We start from the raw sequence: 16661 nt of genomic DNA on the forward strand, positions 1-16661 counted from the left end.
GTTTGAAATCCGGGTTCGCTTGTTCGTTAGCCCTTCAGGCTGCCAAGGTCTTCAACATTGATCGAGCGCAGGTTACGGAACAGCACGACCAGAATGGCGAGGCCGATTGCCGATTCGGCAGCCGCCACCGTGAGGATGAAGAACACAAAAACCTGACCGGAAGCGTCACCCAGAAACTGGGAGAACGCGACAAAGTTCATGTTCACGGCCAGGAGCATCAGCTCGATGGCCATCAACAGCACAATCAGGTTCTTGCGGTTCATGAAGATGCCGAACACGGAGACCGAAAACAGGATCGCCGAGAGCACAAGGTAATGAGTCAGTGTCAGCACGTTGCGCTCTCCATCAAGCGTTTGGTTGTTGTTCGTCAACCGCAGGCTGCTCACCCACAGTCGGACGTGCTTCAGCGTTCATCTTGACGATGCGGACGCGATCATCACGCTTGACCGCAATCTGGTCAGCCGGATTGATGTACTTGGTGTTCTTGCGCTTGCGCAGGGTCAGTGCAATGGCAGCAATCATACCGACCAGCAACAGGGCAGCAGCCAGCTGGAACGGCAGGAAATACTGGGTATAAATCAGGTTACCCAGCACGCGGGCATTGTTATAACCCGCGGCCGGCTCCGGCATGCGCGCGTTTGGCAGGTCAGCCGCTTTGTGCGTGAGGATGGTGACCATCTCGAACACCATGATCACGGCCACAATCACCGCCAGCGGTACGTGCTTCCAGAAGCCCTTGCGCAACTCTTCGAAGTTGACATCCAGCATCATCACCACAAAGAGGAACAGCACCATCACCGCGCCGACATAAACCAGCACCAGTGACACAGCAAGGAACTCGGCCTTCATCAGCATCCACAGCATGGCGCCGCTAAAGAACGAAAGCATGAGGTACAGCGCAGCGTGTACCGGGTTCTTGGCCGTGATGGTTGCCAGACTGGCAAGCAGCAGGACGGCCGCGAAGATGTAGAAAATAACGACAGAAGTCATGACGTTGTTGTATCCCTTGTCTCGATCCGCTTAGCGGTAACGGGCGTCGGCCGCCTTGTTGGCCGCGATCTGGGCTTCATACTTGTCACCCACCGCCAGCAGCATCGGCTTGGTGTAATACAGATCGCCACGTTTTTCGCCGTGGTATTCCAGAATGTGGGTTTCCACAATGGCGTCTACCGGACAGGCTTCTTCGCAGAAACCGCAGAAGATGCACTTGGTCAGATCGATGTCATAACGCGTGGTACGGCGGGTGCCATCATCTCGCTTGTCCGATTCGATCGTGATGGCCATGGCCGGGCAGACTGCTTCACACAGTTTGCAGGCGATGCAGCGTTCTTCGCCGTTGGCGTAGCGACGCTGGGCATGCAGACCACGAAAACGCGGGCTGATCGGGGTTTTTTCTTCCGGAAACTGCACGGTGATCTTGCGCTGGAAGAAATAACGCCCGGTGAGCATCAGACCCTTGACCAGCTCTACGAGCAGGAAGGTCTTGAAAAAATTGGAAATTCTATCCATGTCTGTATCCTCGCCCTACTTCCACAGCGACAGCGGTGTTTGCATCCACGCGCCGACAACGACAATCCACACCAGCGTGACCGGAATGAACACTTTCCAGCCCAGACGCATCAACTGGTCATAGCGGTAACGCGGGAAAGTAGCCCGGGCCCACAGGAAGAAGAACAGCATCAGCGCACACTTGAGGAACCACCAGATAAAGCTCGGGGCGCCCAGGAATGGCACACTGGACGGGAACGGCGACAGCCACCCACCCAGGAACATGACCGTGGCCATGGCCGAGATCAAAATCATGTTCATGTATTCGGCCAGGAAGAACAGCGCGAAGCTCATGCCCGAGTATTCGATCATGTGGCCGGCCACGATTTCCGATTCGCCTTCGGTCACGTCAAACGGGGCGCGGTTGGTTTCAGCCAGACCCGAGATGAAGTAGACGACGAACAGCGGCAGCAGCGGCAACCAGTTCCAGGAGAAGACCGAACCGCCCGCAGCACCGTGCGCTTGCTGGTTGACGATTTCGGTCACGTTCAGGCTACCCGAAACCATCATCACGCCGATCAGCGCAAAACCCATGGCCAGCTCGTACGACACCATCTGCGCTGCGGCGCGCATGGCACCCAGGAACGCATACTTGGAGTTGGACGCCCAGCCGGCAATGATCACGCCATACACGCCCAGCGAGGTGATCGCCATGACGTACAGCAGACCAATGTTCACGTCAGCCAGCACCAGACCCGGGAAGAACGGAATCACGGCCCAGCCAGCCAGCGCTGGCATCAGCACCAGAATCGGGGCGATGAAAAACAGGCCCTTGCTGGCGGCGGACGGTGCAATGATTTCCTTCAACAGCAGCTTGAGCACGTCAGCAAACGGCTGCAGCAGACCCAGCGGGCCCACGCGGTTCGGGCCCACGCGGATCTGCATGTAGCCGATCACCTTGCGCTCGGCATAGGTCATGTAGGCCACGCTCAGGATCAGCGGCACGGCAATGGCCACGATCTTGAGCAATGTCCAGATCACAAAACCGATCTGAGTATCAAAGAGGAAGTGTTTCAACAGTTCCATTATTGTTATCGCCCTTATGCTTTGACGACTTGCAGCGCTGCTGCAGCATCAAGATGACGGGTCAGCGGGTGTGCCGCAGCGATACGCACAACCTCGTTCAGCAACGCATCATCCTGCGCCACCACGAGTTCTGCTTCACCGCCCTGCACCACTTTGGCCTTGTCGCCGGCAACCAGACCCAATTGGGCCAGCGTCGCAGCATTGGCACGCAGTGTTGCGGCGTCCTGTGCATCGACGGTTGCTTGCAGGCTCGGTGCACGACGGGTCAGTGCATCGATCTGGTACAGCGGCACTTCGGCCAGACGGGCCAGACCGGATGCGGCCACAGCCTTCACGTTGACCGCCTTGGCCGGCGCGTTGTTCAGCTTGCCTTCAATACCGGCGGCGAGTGCTTCGTCACGGACTTCTTCGGACGAGGCAAATTCGAAACCTTGCAGGCCCAGCAGATTACCCAACACGCGGAACACCTTCCAGGCCGGACGGGTTTCGCCCAGCGGACGCACCACGCCGTTGAAGCTTTGCGGGCGACTTTCCAGATTGATGAACGTGCCAGAAGTCTCAGAGAACGGCGACACCGGCAGGATCACGTCGGCATAGTCGTAAGCGCAGGACTGGAATGGCGAGAGCACCACAACCATATCTGCTTGTTCAACTGCGGCCAGGGCCTTGGGTGCGCTGGCGGTGTCAAAGTCAACCTCGGCACCCAGCACCACGTAGGCTTTCTTCGGCTGGGCGAATGCGTCAGCCAGGGTATTAAAGCCGATCAACTGCGCGCCAACACTATTGGCACCGCTATTCAGAATGCCCAGCTTGGCGCCAGCCAGTTCGGCGATCGCGGCCACAACAGCGTGCAGTTCACCCGCGCGGGTACCTTCAGCAGCCAGGCTGCCCAGCAACACGCCCACTTTCTCGCTGGCCACCAATGTGGTTGCGATCAGTTTGGCTTGTTCAGACACCGTGATGCCGGACGCATCGATGTGCGCCGGTACAGCAACGCCCTTCTGCTCTGCCACCGAGACCAGCACTTCCAGCGCACCTTCGACCAGTTGGTCCGGGCGGGTGACGACATTGCCGTGCACCTTGGTCAACAGGTCGTCATTGTGCGGGTTCACCACAGACAACTTCATGCCGTGCTTGACCGATTGACGAAGACGTTGAGCCAGCAGCGGTTGTTCTTTGCGCAGCGTAGAACCAACAACCAGCACGGCGTCGTTGTCGGCCAGTTCGACAATACTTTGGCCCAGCCACTGCACGCCGGCGGTGGCAAACGCGGCATCTTGCTGGCGCAGGTTGGCGGCCGTGTTCTTGATACCCAGCGCACCAGTCAGCTTCTTCAGCAGGAACAATTCTTCCAGGGTAGAAGACGGCGAAGCCAGAGCGGCCACGCTATCGGCACCGTGCTCTTCGATCACGGACTTCAGGCCGTTGGCGACGTATTCCAGCGCCACGGTCCAGTCTACTTCCTGCCATGCACCGCCTTGCTTGATCAGCGGCTTTTGCAGACGCTCATTGCTGCCCAGCGCTTCGTAAGAGAAGCGATCGCGGTCAGACAACCAGCATTCGTTAATACTTTCGTTTTCCAGCGGCAGTACGCGCTTGACCTTGTGGTCCTTGACCTGAACGATCAGGTTGGAACCCAGACCATCGTGCGCACCTACCGACTTGCGACGGGAGAGTTCCCACGTACGGGCCGAGAAGCGGAACGGCTTGGAGGTCAACGCGCCCACCGGGCACAGGTCAATCACGTTGCCGGAGATTTCCGAGTTCACGGTCTTGCCGATGAAGGTCATCACCTCGGTGTGTTCACCGCGGCCCGGCATGCCCAGTTCCTGGAAGCCGGCGATTTCTTCGGTGAAACGCACACAACGGCTGCAGTGAATGCAACGGGTCATGTCGGTCGAGATCAGCGGGCCCAGGTTCTTGTTGGTGACCGAGCGCTTTTCTTCTTCATAGCGGGAACCGGACTGACCGTAACCCACGGCCAGATCCTGCAGTTGACACTCGCCACCCTGATCGCAAATCGGGCAATCAAGCGGGTGGTTGATCAGCAGGAATTCCATCACGCCCTTCTGGGCTTTGACGGCGGCGTCCGAGTGCGTCCAGACCTTCATGCCGTCAGTGACGGGGGTCGCACAGGCGGGCAGCGGCTTGGGCGCTTTCTCAACCTGTACCAGACACATCCGGCAGTTAGCGGCGATAGACAGCTTCTTGTGGTAGCAGAAGTGCGGGATGTAAACGCCGACCGAAGTCGCGGCGTCCATCACGGTGCTGCCACCGGGCACTGTCAGTTTGTTACCGTCGATTTCAACTTCCAGCATATCGAGCGATCCAGTTTATATCTTGAAAAAACTTCAACAGGGCCAGGCTTGATCAGGTAGATCAGTAACCAGGAGCAATGCAGCGCTTGTTTTCGATGTGATATTCGAATTCGCCGCGGAAGTGCTTGAGCATGCCCTGCACCGGCATCACGGCGGCGTCACCCAGCGCACAAATGGTGCGGCCGGCAATGTTGCCACCCACGGACAACAAGAGGTCCAGATCTTCCGGACGGCCCTGGCCGTGTTCGATGCGGTGAATCACGCGGTACAGCCAGCCAGTGCCTTCACGGCACGGCGTACATTGACCGCATGACTCTTCAAAGTAGAAATACGACAGACGTTCCAGCGCCTTGACCATGCAGGTGTCTTCGTCCATGACGATCACGGCACCCGAACCCAGCATGGAACCGGCCTTGGCAATCGCATCGAAATCCATGGTGGTATTCATCATGATTTCGGCCGGCAGCACCGGGGCGGACGAACCACCCGGGATGACGGCTTTGAGCTTCTTGCCATTGCGCATGCCGCCAGCCAGTTCCAGCAGTTCAGAGAACGGCATACCCAGCGGCACTTCATAGTTGCCAGGACGGTTCACGTGACCGGAAATGGAGAACAGCTTGGTGCCGCCGTTGTTGGGCTTGCCCAGTTCCAGGAACTTCTGGCCGCCGTTGCGAACGATGTACGGCACCGAGGCGTAAGTCTCGGTGTTGTTGATGGTGGTCGGCTTGCCATACAAACCAAAGCTGGCCGGGAATGGCGGCTTGAAGCGCGGCTGGCCTTTTTTGCCTTCCAGCGACTCCAGCAATGCCGTTTCTTCACCGCAAATGTAAGCGCCGTAGCCATGGTGCGCGTGCAGTTCGAAGTCAAAACCGCCACCCAGGATGTTCTTGCCCAGGAAGCCGGCCTTGCGGGCTTCTTCCAGCGCTTCTTCAAAGCGCAGATAGGCTTCAAACACTTCACCGTGGATGTAGTTGTAACCAACGGTGGCGCCCATGGTAAACCCGCCGATGATCATGCCTTCGATCAGCGCATGCGGGTTGTACTTGATGATGTCCAGGTCTTTGAAAGTACCCGGTTCGCCTTCATCGGTATTACAGACCAGGTACTTTTGACCCGGGAAGCTGCGCGGCATGAAGGACCACTTCAGACCGGTCGGGAAGCCTGCGCCGCCACGGCCACGCAGGGCCGAGGTTTTCATTTCGGCGATGACGGCGTCTTGCGTCATCTTCTCGTTCACGATCTTTTGCAGGGCTGCGTAGCCGCCACGCTTTACGTATTCTTCGAGACGCCAGCTATCCGGGTTCTCGAACTCGACGCCTTCAAACACGACGCCTTTGACGAAAGTTGCCATTTATTCGAGCTCCGCCAGTTTCTTGTCGATTGCTTCAGGCGTCATGTGCTGGCACATGCTGTGGTTGTTGTAGAGCAACACCGGGGCGTAACCACACGCACCCATGCACTCCCCTTCCATCAGCGTGAATTTGCCGTCAGCGGTGGTGTCGCCATAACCAATACCCAACTTTTGTTGCAGGTATTTGCCGGCGTCAGCGCCACCCGACAGCGCACAGGGCAGATTGGTACACACGGTGATCTTGTGTTTACCAATCGGCTTGAGCTGGAACATGTTGTAGAACGTGGCCACTTCATACGCTGCGACTGGCGGTTGCTCCAGATATTCAGCAATAAATTCGATGGTCTCGTTGGACAACCAGCCTTTTTCGAGCTGGGCAATACGCAGCGCGGACATGAGCGCCGAACGCTTTCTGTCGGCCGGATACTTGGTCAGTTCACGGTCGATCTGCGCGAGGGATTCCGGGGACAACATCAGCGATCCACCTCACCAAATACGATATCTTGCGTGCCGATAATGGCCACGACGTCAGACAGCATGTGCCCGCGCGACATTTCGTCAAGCGCAGACAAATGCACATAACCCGGCGCACGAATCTTCAACCGGTAAGGCTTGTTGGCACCATCGGACACCAGATAGATACCAAACTCACCCTTCGGATGCTCCACGGCGGCATAGGCCTCACCGGCCGGGACGTGCATGCCTTCGGTAAACAGTTTGAAGTGGTGAATCAGCTCTTCCATGTTGGTCTTCATCCCAACACGTGAAGGCGGCGCCACCTTGAAGTTCTCGGTAATGACCGGGCCCGGATTGGCACGCAGCCAGGCAATACACTGTTTGATAATGCGGTTGGACTGGCGCATTTCTTCCACGCGCACCAGGTAACGGTCGTAACAGTCGCCGTTCTTGCCCACCGGAATATCAAAGTCCATCTTGTCGTAGACTTCGTAGGGCTGCTTTTTACGCAGATCCCATTCCACGCCCGAGCCGCGCAGCATGGCGCCCGTCAGACCCAGCGCCATGGCGCGTTCTGGCGAGACCACACCGATACCGACGGTACGCTGCTTCCAGATACGGTTGTCGGTCAGCAGGGTTTCGTATTCGTCGACATAGGTCGGGAAACGGTTGGTGAAGTCTTCGATGAAATCAAGCATCGAACCTTCGCGATTCTCGTTCAGACGCTTGATCGCCGAGGCGTTACGCACCTTGGATGCCTGATATTTGGGCATCTCTTCCGGCAGATCGCGGTAAACACCGCCCGGACGATAGTACGCAGCATGCATACGGGCACCAGACACAGCCTCGTAGCAATCCATCAAGTCTTCGCGTTCGCGGAAGGCGTACAGGAAGATGGTCATGGCGCCACAATCCAGACCGTGCGCACCAATCCACATCAGGTGATTCAGAATCCGGGTGATTTCATCAAACATCACGCGGATGTATTGCGCACGCAGCGGCACTTCGATGCCCGCCAGGCGCTCAATCGCCATGCAATAGGCGTGCTCGTTGGCCATCATGGACACATAGTCCAGACGATCCATATACGGCAGCGACTGGATGAAGGTCTTGGATTCAGCCAGCTTTTCGGTACCGCGGTGCAAGAGGCCAATGTGCGGATCAGCACGTTCGACCACTTCACCGTCCAGCTCCAGCACCAGACGCAGCACGCCGTGCGCGGCCGGGTGTTGCGGACCGAAGTTCAGGGTGTAATTACGGATTTCAGACGCCACCGTAGTTCTCCTCGCGAATGATGCGCGGTACGGTTTCGCGCGGCTCGATAGTGACCGGTTGGTAGATCACGCGGGATTGTTCCGGGTCGTAACGCATTTCAACGTAACCAGACAACGGGAAGTCTTTGCGGAACGGATGACCGACAAAGCCGTAGTCAGTCAGCAAGCGACGCAAATCCGGGTGGCCCTGGTAGATGATGCCGTACAGGTCGAACGACTCACGCTCAAACCAGTTCACGGTCGGCCAGATGTCGATCAGCGACGCCAGCACCGGAAAATCATCATCCACACAGAATGCGCGCAAGCGCAGGCGGACATTGTGCGTGTAAGACAACAGGTGCACCACGGAAGCGAAGCGCAGACCAGACCACTGGCCATCACCGTAAGCGCTGTAATCCATACCGCACAAGTCGACACAGGCTTCAAAGCGCAGGTCTGCGTGATCACGCAGCAAGGTGGCCGCTTCAATCAGCTTGGCCGCCGGCACTTCCAGGGTAACTTCATCAAGGGCCAGGCTCAGTGCGCTGATGCGCTCGCCACCCAGCACGCGCTTGATGTCATCAATCAATTGATTCAGTGTTTTCGCCACGACTCACCTCAACCGTTCACCTGCTCGAGCTGACGCGCCCGGGCAATGGTGTTGGTCCGCTTGATCTTGTTCTGCATCTGGATCAGACCGTAGACCAGCGCTTCGGCGGTCGGCGGGCAGCCCGGCACATAGATATCGACCGGTACGATGCGGTCACAGCCGCGTACGACGGAATAAGAATAGTGGTAATAGCCACCGCCGTTGGCACAGGAGCCCATGGAAAGCACCCAGCGCGGTTCCGGCATCTGGTCGTACACCTTGCGCAAGGCCGGTGCCATCTTGTTGCACAGCGTGCCGGCAACAATCATCAGATCAGACTGGCGCGGTGACGGACGGAACACAATGCCGAAACGGTCGAGGTCATAGCGTGCCGCACCGGCATGCATCATCTCGACCGCACAACAGGCCAGACCAAACGTCATCGGCCACAAGGAGCCGGTACGTGCCCAATTCATCACGGCATCAACGGAGGTCGTGACAAACCCTTTTTCAAGACTTTGCGAAGCAGCTGCAGTCATTGTGTTACTCCCACTCCAGCGCGCCCTTCATCCATTCGTAGGCGAAGCCGACAACGAGAATGGCCAGGAAGATCAACATGGAAAAGAAACCGAAAGAGCCAATTTCCTTGAGGACAAGCGCCCAGGGAACAAGGAAGGCCACTTCCAGATCGAACAGAATAAAGAGGATGGCCACGAGGTAGTAGCGCACATCGAACTGCATGCGTGCGTCTTCAAAGGCCTCAAAACCACATTCATAAGGAGAGAGTTTCTGTGGGTCCGGCTTGTAGGTTCCAAGCAGTCGGCTAAACACCCCACCCAGGGCCATCAACCCGCCACCAATCGCGGTACCCACGATGATGAAGAGCAATATGGGGAAGTAATTCTGTAGCATGTCGATCCCCGTCAAGATCAATTACAAAGGGCAAAAAAGGAAATGAACCGGTTGCGACTATTGTTCTACTGACACTGTATTACTAATACTGCATGCGGGCCTGGCCGGAGCTGCAACAAGCCCTTTTACTTGATCAACGCAAACAAGCGCTGATTTTCTATATGGAAAAACGCCGGGATTGATGCCCCGGCGTTTTTCCGAATCTATGGTGCCGACAGAGAGACTCGAACTCTCACGGCCGCAGCCACTACCCCCTCAAGATAGCGTGTCTACCAATTCCACCATGTCGGCCTTCAACCACACCTGAACAATCACCGGGCAGGGATTACTCAGGGATCTTGCTCTGGGCGGGCACGGAGGCCGCAGCCGCAGGCGCTGAAGCAACAGCCTTGACATCACTCATCACGCCCAGATCCGTACCACGACCGGGGGTAGTCAGCAAAACAAGACCCAGACAGCTCGCGAAAAAGACAGTTGCGCACGCCGCAGTGCTGCGGCTCAGGAAGTTGGCCGAACCGGAGGAGCCAAACAGGCTGCCTGCAGAGCCACTACCAAAGGCAGCGCCCATATCGGCACCTTTGCCGTGCTGCATCAGAACGAGAACGATTGTCACCAGTGCGGACAACACATTCACAATCAAAACGAGGCTTTTAAGAAGTTCCATCTTTTCTCATCAACGCGGCGCGAATCATAGCGCCGAAGTGGTATTTTTGCAATCTGCGACAGGGGTCTTGACCCTGCTCAAAGATTACATTCGCATTAATGTGCAGCGCGGCAAATCCGCAAAAATTCGGTCGCCGAAAGCGCCGCACCCCCAACCAGAACCCCGTCCACACCATCGACTGCCATGATGTGCGCGGCGTTGTTTCCCTTTACGCTTCCGCCATATAGCACACAGGTGTGCTGGCTCAGCGTCTGCTTGATGAACGCGTGCATCTCAGAGATTTGCTCTGGTGCTGCGGTCACCCCCGTACCTACGGCCCACATCGGTTCGTACGCAACTGCATACAAACTTGTCGGCACGCCGGACAATACTTTCAGTTCATCCGCGATGACATCACGGGCCACACCCGCATCGCGCTGCTCCTGCGTCTCGCCCACACAATAAATCGGCAAGAGGCCGGCATCGAGCGCGGCGCGCACCTTGCGGGCGGCGGTTTCACTGGTCTCGCCAAAGTAACGGCGGCGTTCCGAATGACCAATGATCACCAGCTCGCAACCCACATCCGCCAACATGGCCGCAGACACCTCGCCGGTGTATGCGCCAATGTGAAACTCGCACAAATCCTGTGCACCCAACTGTACCGGTGTATCGACCAGCAAGGACTTCGCCAGTGACAGATACGGGTACGGCATACAGATAGAGACATTAGAGCCCAACTCTGCACGCGCCAGTTCCGGCACCACAGAGCGAACCTGCCCTACGCTGCCGTGCATTTTCCAGTTACCAACAACAAGTTGCCTGGCCATTGCGTCCAACCAAAGTGGTTTACACAAAAGAACGCGATTGTAGGCCGCAGCCCGTGAGTGCGTCAAACCGGCAAGACTCTGGAAACGCTTTGATAACAGGCATTTTGCAACACTTTGCGCGGGCCTGCCCTGGTGAGCCGGGTCAGCGGCGCACCACACGGCGTGGTCAGGTGCGGGGTACTGTCACATTTGGCTGTCACAATGACCGCCCGCACCGGTTTTTGCGCAGATTATCGCCCGGGACCGGCCGCGGGAAGCTGCACCGCTTTTGTGCGCAACTATTAATTAATTCAATATAAACAGCATAGTACGCGTCGCAACAACAACGACGGCGGAATGTGACACCGACTTGTAATATTTCGGAAACACTTCCCGTCTACGATGCGGCCGAGTCGGGACTGTACCCGGCATTGCTCAACCGGAGAAAAACATCATGACATATGGGCGCAAAGTGCTCGTATCGCTGGGCCTTACCGCGGGCCTGTTTACTGCTCAAGCCATGGCTGCCGATATTACCGGCGCTGGTTCCACCTTTATTTACCCGCTGGCTGCCAAGTGGGCCGAAGCCTACAAGGCCAAGACCGGCGTGGGTCTGAACTATCAATCGATCGGTTCGGGCGGCGGTATCAAGCAAATCCAGGCCAAGACAGTAGACTTCGGTGCCTCCGACAAGCCGCTCAAGCAAGAAGAGCTGGACAAGTCTGGTCTGGTGCAATTTCCGGTTGCAATGGGTGGCGTGGTTCCGGTTGCCAACCTGGTTGGCGTGAAGGGCGGCGAACTGAAGCTGACCGGCACCGTGCTGGCTGACATTTTCCTGGGCAAGATCAAGAAGTGGAATGACCCGGCCATCGCCAAGCTGAACCCGGCTGCCAAGCTGCCGGACGCTGCGATCACTGTTGTGCACCGTGCAGATGGTTCTGGCACCACCTTCATTTTCACCAACTACCTGTCCAAGGTCAGCACTGACTGGAAAGCCAAGGTGGGTGAAGACGCTACCGTGCAATGGCCGAATGGCGTGGGTGGCAAGGGTAACGAAGGTGTAGCTCAGTACGTTCAGCGCATCAAGGGCGCCATTGGTTACGTGGAATACGCGTACGCCAAGCAGAACAAGATGAACTACATCGACATGCAGAACAAGGCGGGTGCTTTTGTTGCGCCGACCGAAGAATCCTTCAAGGCCGCTGCTGCTGGCGCCGACTGGAAGAGCGCACCTGGCTTTTACGTGATCCTGACCGACCAGGCTGGCAAGACCGCATGGCCGATCACCGGTGCCACGTTTGCACTGCTGCAAAAGAAGCAAGACAAGCCGGAACAAGGCAAGGAAGTCCTGAAGTTCTTCGACTGGGGCTATGCCAACGGCGACAAGACCGCGTCTGATCTGGACTACGTGCCGATGCCGAACGATGTGAAGGACGTGATCCGCGCTTCGTGGAAGCAGATCACCGACAACAGCAACGCGCCGGTCTGGAAGTAAAACGGCAACTTAGCCCTGACCGTGGACGGACAGATGTCAATCCGCCCCGTCCGCAGTCAGGGCAAAACAAGTGTGAACAGGCCCCAGCATGAACGATAAAATGCAGCCCGAGTACACGCCGAAGACGACAGGAGCCAGGGTGGCTCCTGTTGTTGTTAAGCCGGCCCCGGAGACGCTGATGAATTCACAAGAAAAACGGATGCGCCAACAGGTGCTGCAAGACCGTATTTTCCGCGGGACCACCCGCTTTTTCGCCTTTTTTGTGCTTGCCTTGTTGGCTGGCATTCTGATTTCGCTGCTGATCGGCGCCTGGCCGGCTATTCAGCAATTTGGCCTCGGCTTTATCGTGGGCACCGAATGGAACCCGGTGACGGGCCAGTTTGGTGGCTGGAACTCGATCCGCGGCACCTTGCTCTCTTCTTTCATTGCCTTGCTGATTGGCGTACCGGTCAGCTTTGGTATTGCGATTTTCCTGACCGAACTCTCGCCGGTCTGGCTGCGCCGCCCCTTGGGTATTGCCATTGAATTGCTGGCTGGCGTGCCTTCCATCATTTACGGCATGTGGGGTCTGTTTGTGTTCGCGCCGTGGTTTGCCGACAACGTGCAACCGTGGCTGACCGAGCATACCGCTGGCGTTCCGATCCTTGGCGGCCTGTTTGACGGCCCGCCCATGGGCATCGGCATGTTGACTGCCGGTCTGATTTTGTCGGTGATGGTGATTCCGTATGTCTCTTCCGTGATGCGCGATGTGTTTGAGGTGGTTCCGGCCATGCTCAAAGAATCCGCCTACGGTCTGGGCGGCACCACCTGGGAAGTGGTCTGGCGCGTGGTACTGCCTTACACCCGCAGCGGTGTGATGGGTGGCGTGATGCTGGGTCTGGGCCGTGCACTGGGTGAAACCATGGCGATTACCTTTGTGATCGGTAATGCACAGCAGCCCATCCATAGCTTGTTTGATCCGTCGACCTCGATTTCCGCCACGCTGGCCAACGAGTTCACCGAAGCCACGACCGCACTGCATACCGGCAGCCTGATTTATCTGGGTCTGCTGCTGTTCTTCATCACCTTTGTGGTGTTGACCTTGTCCAAACTGATGCTTCTGCGCATGCAACGCGCAGAAGGCAATTAAGCGAGGCGCTCAAACATGTTGTCTATTTATGCGCGCCGGCGCTTTGTTAACTTCATTAGCCTCTCGCTGTCCGTGGCGGCCATGCTGTTTGGTCTGTTCTGGCTGGCGTGGATTCTGTACACCTTGTTCAAAAACGGTTTTGGTAGTCTGAACCTGGTGTTGTTCACCCAGACCACCCCGGCACCGGGCAGTGCGGGCGGTTTGTCCAACGCCATTCTGGGCAGCTTGATGATGTCTTTGGTTGGCACCCTGGTGGGAACGCCGATTGGCATTCTGGCCGGCACCTATCTGGCCGAGTTTGGCGATCGTGGCTGGCTGGCCCCGGTCACCCGCTTTATCAACGACATTCTGCTGTCGGCACCGTCGATCGTGATTGGTCTGTTCATGTACGAAGTGTACGTGGTGCATACCGGGCACTTCTCCGGCTGGGCCGGTGCGCTGGCGCTGGCGATCCTGGTGATCCCGGTTGTGGTTCGCACCACCGAGAGCATGTTGCGCCTGGTTCCGCACAGCATGCGTGAAGCCGCCTACGCGCTGGGCGCACCGCAGTGGAAAATGACCCTGCAAGTGACCTTGCGGGCCGCCAAGGCTGGCGTGGTGACGGGTGTCATCCTGGCGGTAGCACGTATCGTGGGCGAAACTGCACCGCTCTTGTTTACGTCGCTGAACAACCAGTTCTACAGCAACATGAATCAACCCATGGCCAACTTGCCGGTGGTGATTTTCCAGTTTGCCATGAGCCCGTATGAAGACTGGCATAACCTGGCCTGGGCCGGCAGTCTGCTTATCGGCCTGTTTGTGCTGGTGATGAACATTCTCGCCCGTACGCTGATCAAACCGCAGCAACAACACTAAGCCGCAAGCAAGGACCATAAAAATGCGACTTCAGGACTCCAGCATGACCGCAGAAACTACCCAAGCCAAACTGACCGTAAAGAATCTGAATTTCTTTTACGGCAATTTCCATGCGCTCAAGAACATTAATCTGAACATCCGCGAAGGCAAGGTCACCGCTTTCATCGGCCCGTCTGGCTGCGGTAAATCAACGCTGTTGCGCACCTTCAACCGCATGTATGAGCTCTACCCCAAGCTGCGTGCCGAGGGTGAGATTCTCATGAACGGCAACAACATCCTGGATAAGGGTGTCGACCTGAACATGCTGCGCGCCAAGGTGGGCATGGTGTTCCAGAAGCCGACCCCGTTCCCGATGTCGATCTATGACAACATCGCGTTCGGCGTGAAGTTGTACGAAAGTCTGTCCAAGTCCGAAATGGATGACCGCGTGGAATGGGCACTGTCCAAGGCTGCGCTGTGGAACGAAGCCAAAGACAAGCTGCGTCAGTCTGGTCTGGGCCTGTCTGGCGGTCAGCAACAGCGTCTGTGTATCGCGCGCGCCATTGCGGTGAAGCCGGAAGTCCTGCTGCTGGACGAACCGACCTCTGCGCTGGACCCGATCTCCACTGCGCACATTGAAGAGCTGGTGCATGAACTCAAGCGCGACTACACCATCGCCATCGTGACGCACAACATGCAACAGGCCGCACGTGTGTCTGACTACACCGCCTATATGTACCTGGGCGAGCTGGTCGAAGTGGGCGAAACCGATACCATCTTCACCACACCGACCAAGAAGGCGACGGAAGACTACATCACCGGCAAGTTCGGCTAAGCGCCCTGCCCCGCCAAACAAAAAGCCCACGAGAATCGTGGGCTTTTTGTTTGAACGGACTGCCGATTACTCAGCGCTGGCCTCAGAAATCACCACCGCCGCAATCGACTCGGCCCACTTCTCTGCGGCCGCCGGGTCTACATGCTCAACCATCACCCGCACCAGCGGCTCGGTCCCCGAAGGGCGTAACAGTACGCGCCCGTGCGTGCCCATGGCGCTTTCAGCCTGCTTGACGGCCTCGGCAATCGAGGGCGAGCTACTGATGCTGAACCCTTTGCTGATACGGACGTTCTTGAGCACCTGAGTGGATAACTGCAGTTCATCACGGAAGGCCGATAGCGGCTTGCCCTGCTCAATCAACGCTTCCAGCACCTGCAGCGCGGAAACAATGCCGTCGCCGGTCGTGTGGCGATCCAGACTCAGGATGTGCCCAGAGCCTTCCCCCCCCAGCAGCCAGCCGTTTTCCTGCAGACGTTCGAGTACATAGCGATCGCCCACCTTGGCGCGCTCAAACGCAATGCCTGCTGCTTTCAGGCCATTCTCGACGCCCAGGTTGGTCATCAAGGTGCCCACCACGCCGCCGCGCAGCGTGCCACGATCCGCACGATACCGCGCCAGCACGTAGATCAGCAGGTCGCCATCAATAACCGAGCCATCGCCATCAACCATGATCAGCCGGTCGCCATCACCGTCGAGCGCAATACCGTAGTCTGCACCTTCGGCCAGCACCGTCTTGCGCAGCAGGTCAACGTGCGTGGCGCCGCAATTTTCATTGATGTTGAAGCCATTGGGTTTATCGCCAATGGTGACGACTTCCGCGCCCAGTTCATGAAATACATGCGGAGCGACCTGGTAGGTGGCTCCGTGCGCGCAATCAATCACCAGACGCAAACCACGCAGATCCAGTTCATTGGGGAAGGTGGACTTGCAGAACTCAATGTAGCGACCCGAGGCATCGCCCACACGCCAGGCCCGGCCCATCGTCTTGGAGCCCACGCAGGGCTGTGCATCATCAATGGCCTCTTCGATGGCTTGCTCCACCTCATCGGGCAGCTTCTTGCCACCAGCGCCAAAGAACTTGATGCCATTGTCGTAATATGGATTATGGGAGGCCGAAATCACCACACCGGCCGAGAGGCGCAGCGCACGGGTCAGATAGGCCACACCTGGTGTCGGCAGCGGACCGGTCACGTGGACATCGACACCGGCGGCGTTCAGACCCGCTTGCAACGCGGCTTCGAGCATATACCCGGAAATACGCGTGTCTTTGCCAATCAGCACGGACGCATGTTCGCCATGTTGACGACGCTCTGAAGCGGCCAGCACGCGACCCGCGGCATAACCCAGCTTCATGGCAAATTCAGGGGTAATCGGATGCTCACCGACCAGCCCGCGTACACCATCCGTTCCGAAGTACTTGCGTCCCATTGATCAATCCCGAAAGTAAAACAAAATCGTATTCAAAT

18 protein-coding genes and 1 tRNA gene are annotated in these 16661 nt (G+C 57.4%); 4 read left to right on the plus strand and 15 right to left on the minus strand.

The genetic code is table 11. The features are described from left to right. Positions 1–26: 26 nt before the first annotated feature. From nuoK to tpiA, 14 genes are all read right to left on the minus strand, one after another. Positions 27–332 (minus strand): NADH-quinone oxidoreductase subunit NuoK, encoded by a 306-nt coding sequence (gene nuoK, locus HNQ50_RS16515; RefSeq protein WP_184102303.1) that lies wholly within the window; start codon positions 330–332, stop codon positions 27–29. Positions 333–345: 13 nt separating this feature from the next. Then, positions 346–990, minus strand: a complete 645-nt coding sequence (locus HNQ50_RS16520) for an NADH-quinone oxidoreductase subunit J (protein WP_184102304.1) — start codon at positions 988–990, stop codon at positions 346–348. A 30-nt stretch (positions 991–1020) separates the two neighbouring features. Further along, positions 1021–1500, minus strand: a complete 480-nt coding sequence (nuoI, locus tag HNQ50_RS16525) for an NADH-quinone oxidoreductase subunit NuoI (RefSeq protein WP_444544603.1) — start codon at positions 1498–1500, stop codon at positions 1021–1023. A 24-nt stretch (positions 1501–1524) separates the two neighbouring features. Continuing rightward, positions 1525–2574 carry an NADH-quinone oxidoreductase subunit NuoH gene (nuoH, locus tag HNQ50_RS16530; protein WP_184102306.1) on the minus strand — a complete coding sequence of 350 codons (1050 nt, stop codon included), beginning with the start codon at positions 2572–2574 and terminating at the stop codon, positions 1525–1527. 14 nt (positions 2575–2588) lie between these two features. Beyond that, a complete protein-coding gene (gene nuoG / locus HNQ50_RS16535) occupies positions 2589–4892 on the minus strand; it encodes an NADH-quinone oxidoreductase subunit NuoG (RefSeq protein WP_184102307.1) in 2304 nt (767 codons plus the stop codon). 61 nt (positions 4893–4953) lie between these two features. Further along, positions 4954–6243: an NADH-quinone oxidoreductase subunit NuoF gene (nuoF, locus tag HNQ50_RS16540; protein WP_184102308.1), complete on the minus strand. Its 1290-nt coding sequence runs from the start codon at positions 6241–6243 to the stop codon at positions 4954–4956. Beyond that, a complete protein-coding gene (gene nuoE, locus HNQ50_RS16545) occupies positions 6244–6717 on the minus strand; it encodes an NADH-quinone oxidoreductase subunit NuoE (protein ID WP_184102309.1) in 474 nt (157 codons plus the stop codon). After that, positions 6717–7973, minus strand: a complete 1257-nt coding sequence (locus HNQ50_RS16550) for an NADH-quinone oxidoreductase subunit D (protein ID WP_184102310.1) — start codon at positions 7971–7973, stop codon at positions 6717–6719. The genes nuoE and HNQ50_RS16550 overlap by 1 nt, the downstream gene beginning before the upstream one ends. Then, a complete protein-coding gene (locus HNQ50_RS16555; RefSeq protein WP_184102311.1) occupies positions 7963–8562 on the minus strand; it encodes an NADH-quinone oxidoreductase subunit C in 600 nt (199 codons plus the stop codon). Before HNQ50_RS16555 ends, HNQ50_RS16550 begins: the two co-directional genes overlap by 11 nt. An 8-nt stretch (positions 8563–8570) precedes the next feature. Next, positions 8571–9080: a NuoB/complex I 20 kDa subunit family protein gene (locus HNQ50_RS16560; RefSeq protein ID WP_184102312.1), complete on the minus strand. Its 510-nt coding sequence runs from the start codon at positions 9078–9080 to the stop codon at positions 8571–8573. Positions 9081–9084: 4 nt separating this feature from the next. Continuing rightward, positions 9085–9453, minus strand: a complete 369-nt coding sequence (locus HNQ50_RS16565; RefSeq protein WP_184102313.1) for an NADH-quinone oxidoreductase subunit A — start codon at positions 9451–9453, stop codon at positions 9085–9087. A gap of 206 nt (positions 9454–9659) precedes the next feature. After that, positions 9660–9744: transfer RNA gene (locus tag HNQ50_RS16570), tRNA-Leu, on the minus strand. Positions 9745–9778: 34 nt separating this feature from the next. Then, on the minus strand, positions 9779–10117 hold the full coding sequence (secG, locus tag HNQ50_RS16575) for a preprotein translocase subunit SecG (RefSeq protein WP_184102314.1): 339 nt from the start codon (positions 10115–10117) through the stop codon (positions 9779–9781). Positions 10118–10212: 95 nt separating this feature from the next. Continuing rightward, positions 10213–10923: a triose-phosphate isomerase gene (tpiA, locus tag HNQ50_RS16580; protein ID WP_184102315.1), complete on the minus strand. Its 711-nt coding sequence runs from the start codon at positions 10921–10923 to the stop codon at positions 10213–10215. A 433-nt stretch (positions 10924–11356) separates the two neighbouring features. Between tpiA and pstS the strand changes: the two genes are divergently transcribed. The 4 genes from pstS to pstB all read left to right on the plus strand — a co-directional run bounded on the left by pstS (position 11357) and on the right by pstB (position 15195). Next, positions 11357–12397, plus strand: coding sequence for a phosphate ABC transporter substrate-binding protein PstS (gene pstS / locus HNQ50_RS16585; RefSeq protein WP_184102316.1), 1041 nt, complete (start codon positions 11357–11359; stop codon positions 12395–12397). 178 nt (positions 12398–12575) lie between these two features. Continuing rightward, positions 12576–13526: a phosphate ABC transporter permease subunit PstC gene (gene pstC, locus HNQ50_RS16590; RefSeq protein ID WP_184102317.1), complete on the plus strand. Its 951-nt coding sequence runs from the start codon at positions 12576–12578 to the stop codon at positions 13524–13526. Between the two features lie 15 nt (positions 13527–13541). Continuing rightward, entirely contained in the window at positions 13542–14381 is an 840-nt protein-coding gene (pstA, locus tag HNQ50_RS16595; protein WP_184102318.1) for a phosphate ABC transporter permease PstA, read from the plus strand. Between the two features lie 43 nt (positions 14382–14424). Continuing rightward, entirely contained in the window at positions 14425–15195 is a 771-nt protein-coding gene (pstB, locus tag HNQ50_RS16600; RefSeq protein ID WP_184102319.1) for a phosphate ABC transporter ATP-binding protein PstB, read from the plus strand. A 66-nt stretch (positions 15196–15261) separates the two neighbouring features. Here the strand turns inward: pstB and glmM are convergent, their stop codons facing one another. Next, positions 15262–16623 carry a phosphoglucosamine mutase gene (glmM, locus tag HNQ50_RS16605; protein ID WP_184102320.1) on the minus strand — a complete coding sequence of 454 codons (1362 nt, stop codon included), beginning with the start codon at positions 16621–16623 and terminating at the stop codon, positions 15262–15264. Positions 16624–16661: the final 38 nt, after the last annotated feature.

It is taken from the genome of Silvimonas terrae, assembly GCF_014202765.1.
Classification (GTDB): Bacteria; Pseudomonadota; Gammaproteobacteria; order Burkholderiales; family Chitinibacteraceae; genus Silvimonas; species Silvimonas terrae.

Coding starts and splice junctions, on each gene's coding strand:
- secG (WP_184102314.1), bottom strand. CDS start 10,117: ATGGAACTTCTTAAAAGCCTCGTTTTGATTGTGAATGTGTTGTCCGCA.
- nuoF (WP_184102308.1), bottom strand. CDS start 6,243: ATGGCAACTTTCGTCAAAGGCGTCGTGTTTGAAGGCGTCGAGTTCGAG.
- glmM (WP_184102320.1), bottom strand. CDS start 16,623: ATGGGACGCAAGTACTTCGGAACGGATGGTGTACGCGGGCTGGTCGGT.
- HNQ50_RS16520 (WP_184102304.1), bottom strand. CDS start 990: ATGACTTCTGTCGTTATTTTCTACATCTTCGCGGCCGTCCTGCTGCTT.
- HNQ50_RS16565 (WP_184102313.1), bottom strand. CDS start 9,453: ATGCTACAGAATTACTTCCCCATATTGCTCTTCATCATCGTGGGTACC.
- nuoG (WP_184102307.1), bottom strand. CDS start 4,892: ATGCTGGAAGTTGAAATCGACGGTAACAAACTGACAGTGCCCGGTGGC.
- pstC (WP_184102317.1), top strand. CDS start 12,576: ATGAATTCACAAGAAAAACGGATGCGCCAACAGGTGCTGCAAGACCGT.
- HNQ50_RS16560 (WP_184102312.1), bottom strand. CDS start 9,080: ATGACTGCAGCTGCTTCGCAAAGTCTTGAAAAAGGGTTTGTCACGACC.
- tpiA (WP_184102315.1), bottom strand. CDS start 10,923: ATGGCCAGGCAACTTGTTGTTGGTAACTGGAAAATGCACGGCAGCGTA.
- pstB (WP_184102319.1), top strand. CDS start 14,425: ATGACCGCAGAAACTACCCAAGCCAAACTGACCGTAAAGAATCTGAAT.
- pstS (WP_184102316.1), top strand. CDS start 11,357: ATGACATATGGGCGCAAAGTGCTCGTATCGCTGGGCCTTACCGCGGGC.
- nuoH (WP_184102306.1), bottom strand. CDS start 2,574: ATGGAACTGTTGAAACACTTCCTCTTTGATACTCAGATCGGTTTTGTG.
- pstA (WP_184102318.1), top strand. CDS start 13,542: ATGTTGTCTATTTATGCGCGCCGGCGCTTTGTTAACTTCATTAGCCTC.
- nuoE (WP_184102309.1), bottom strand. CDS start 6,717: ATGTTGTCCCCGGAATCCCTCGCGCAGATCGACCGTGAACTGACCAAG.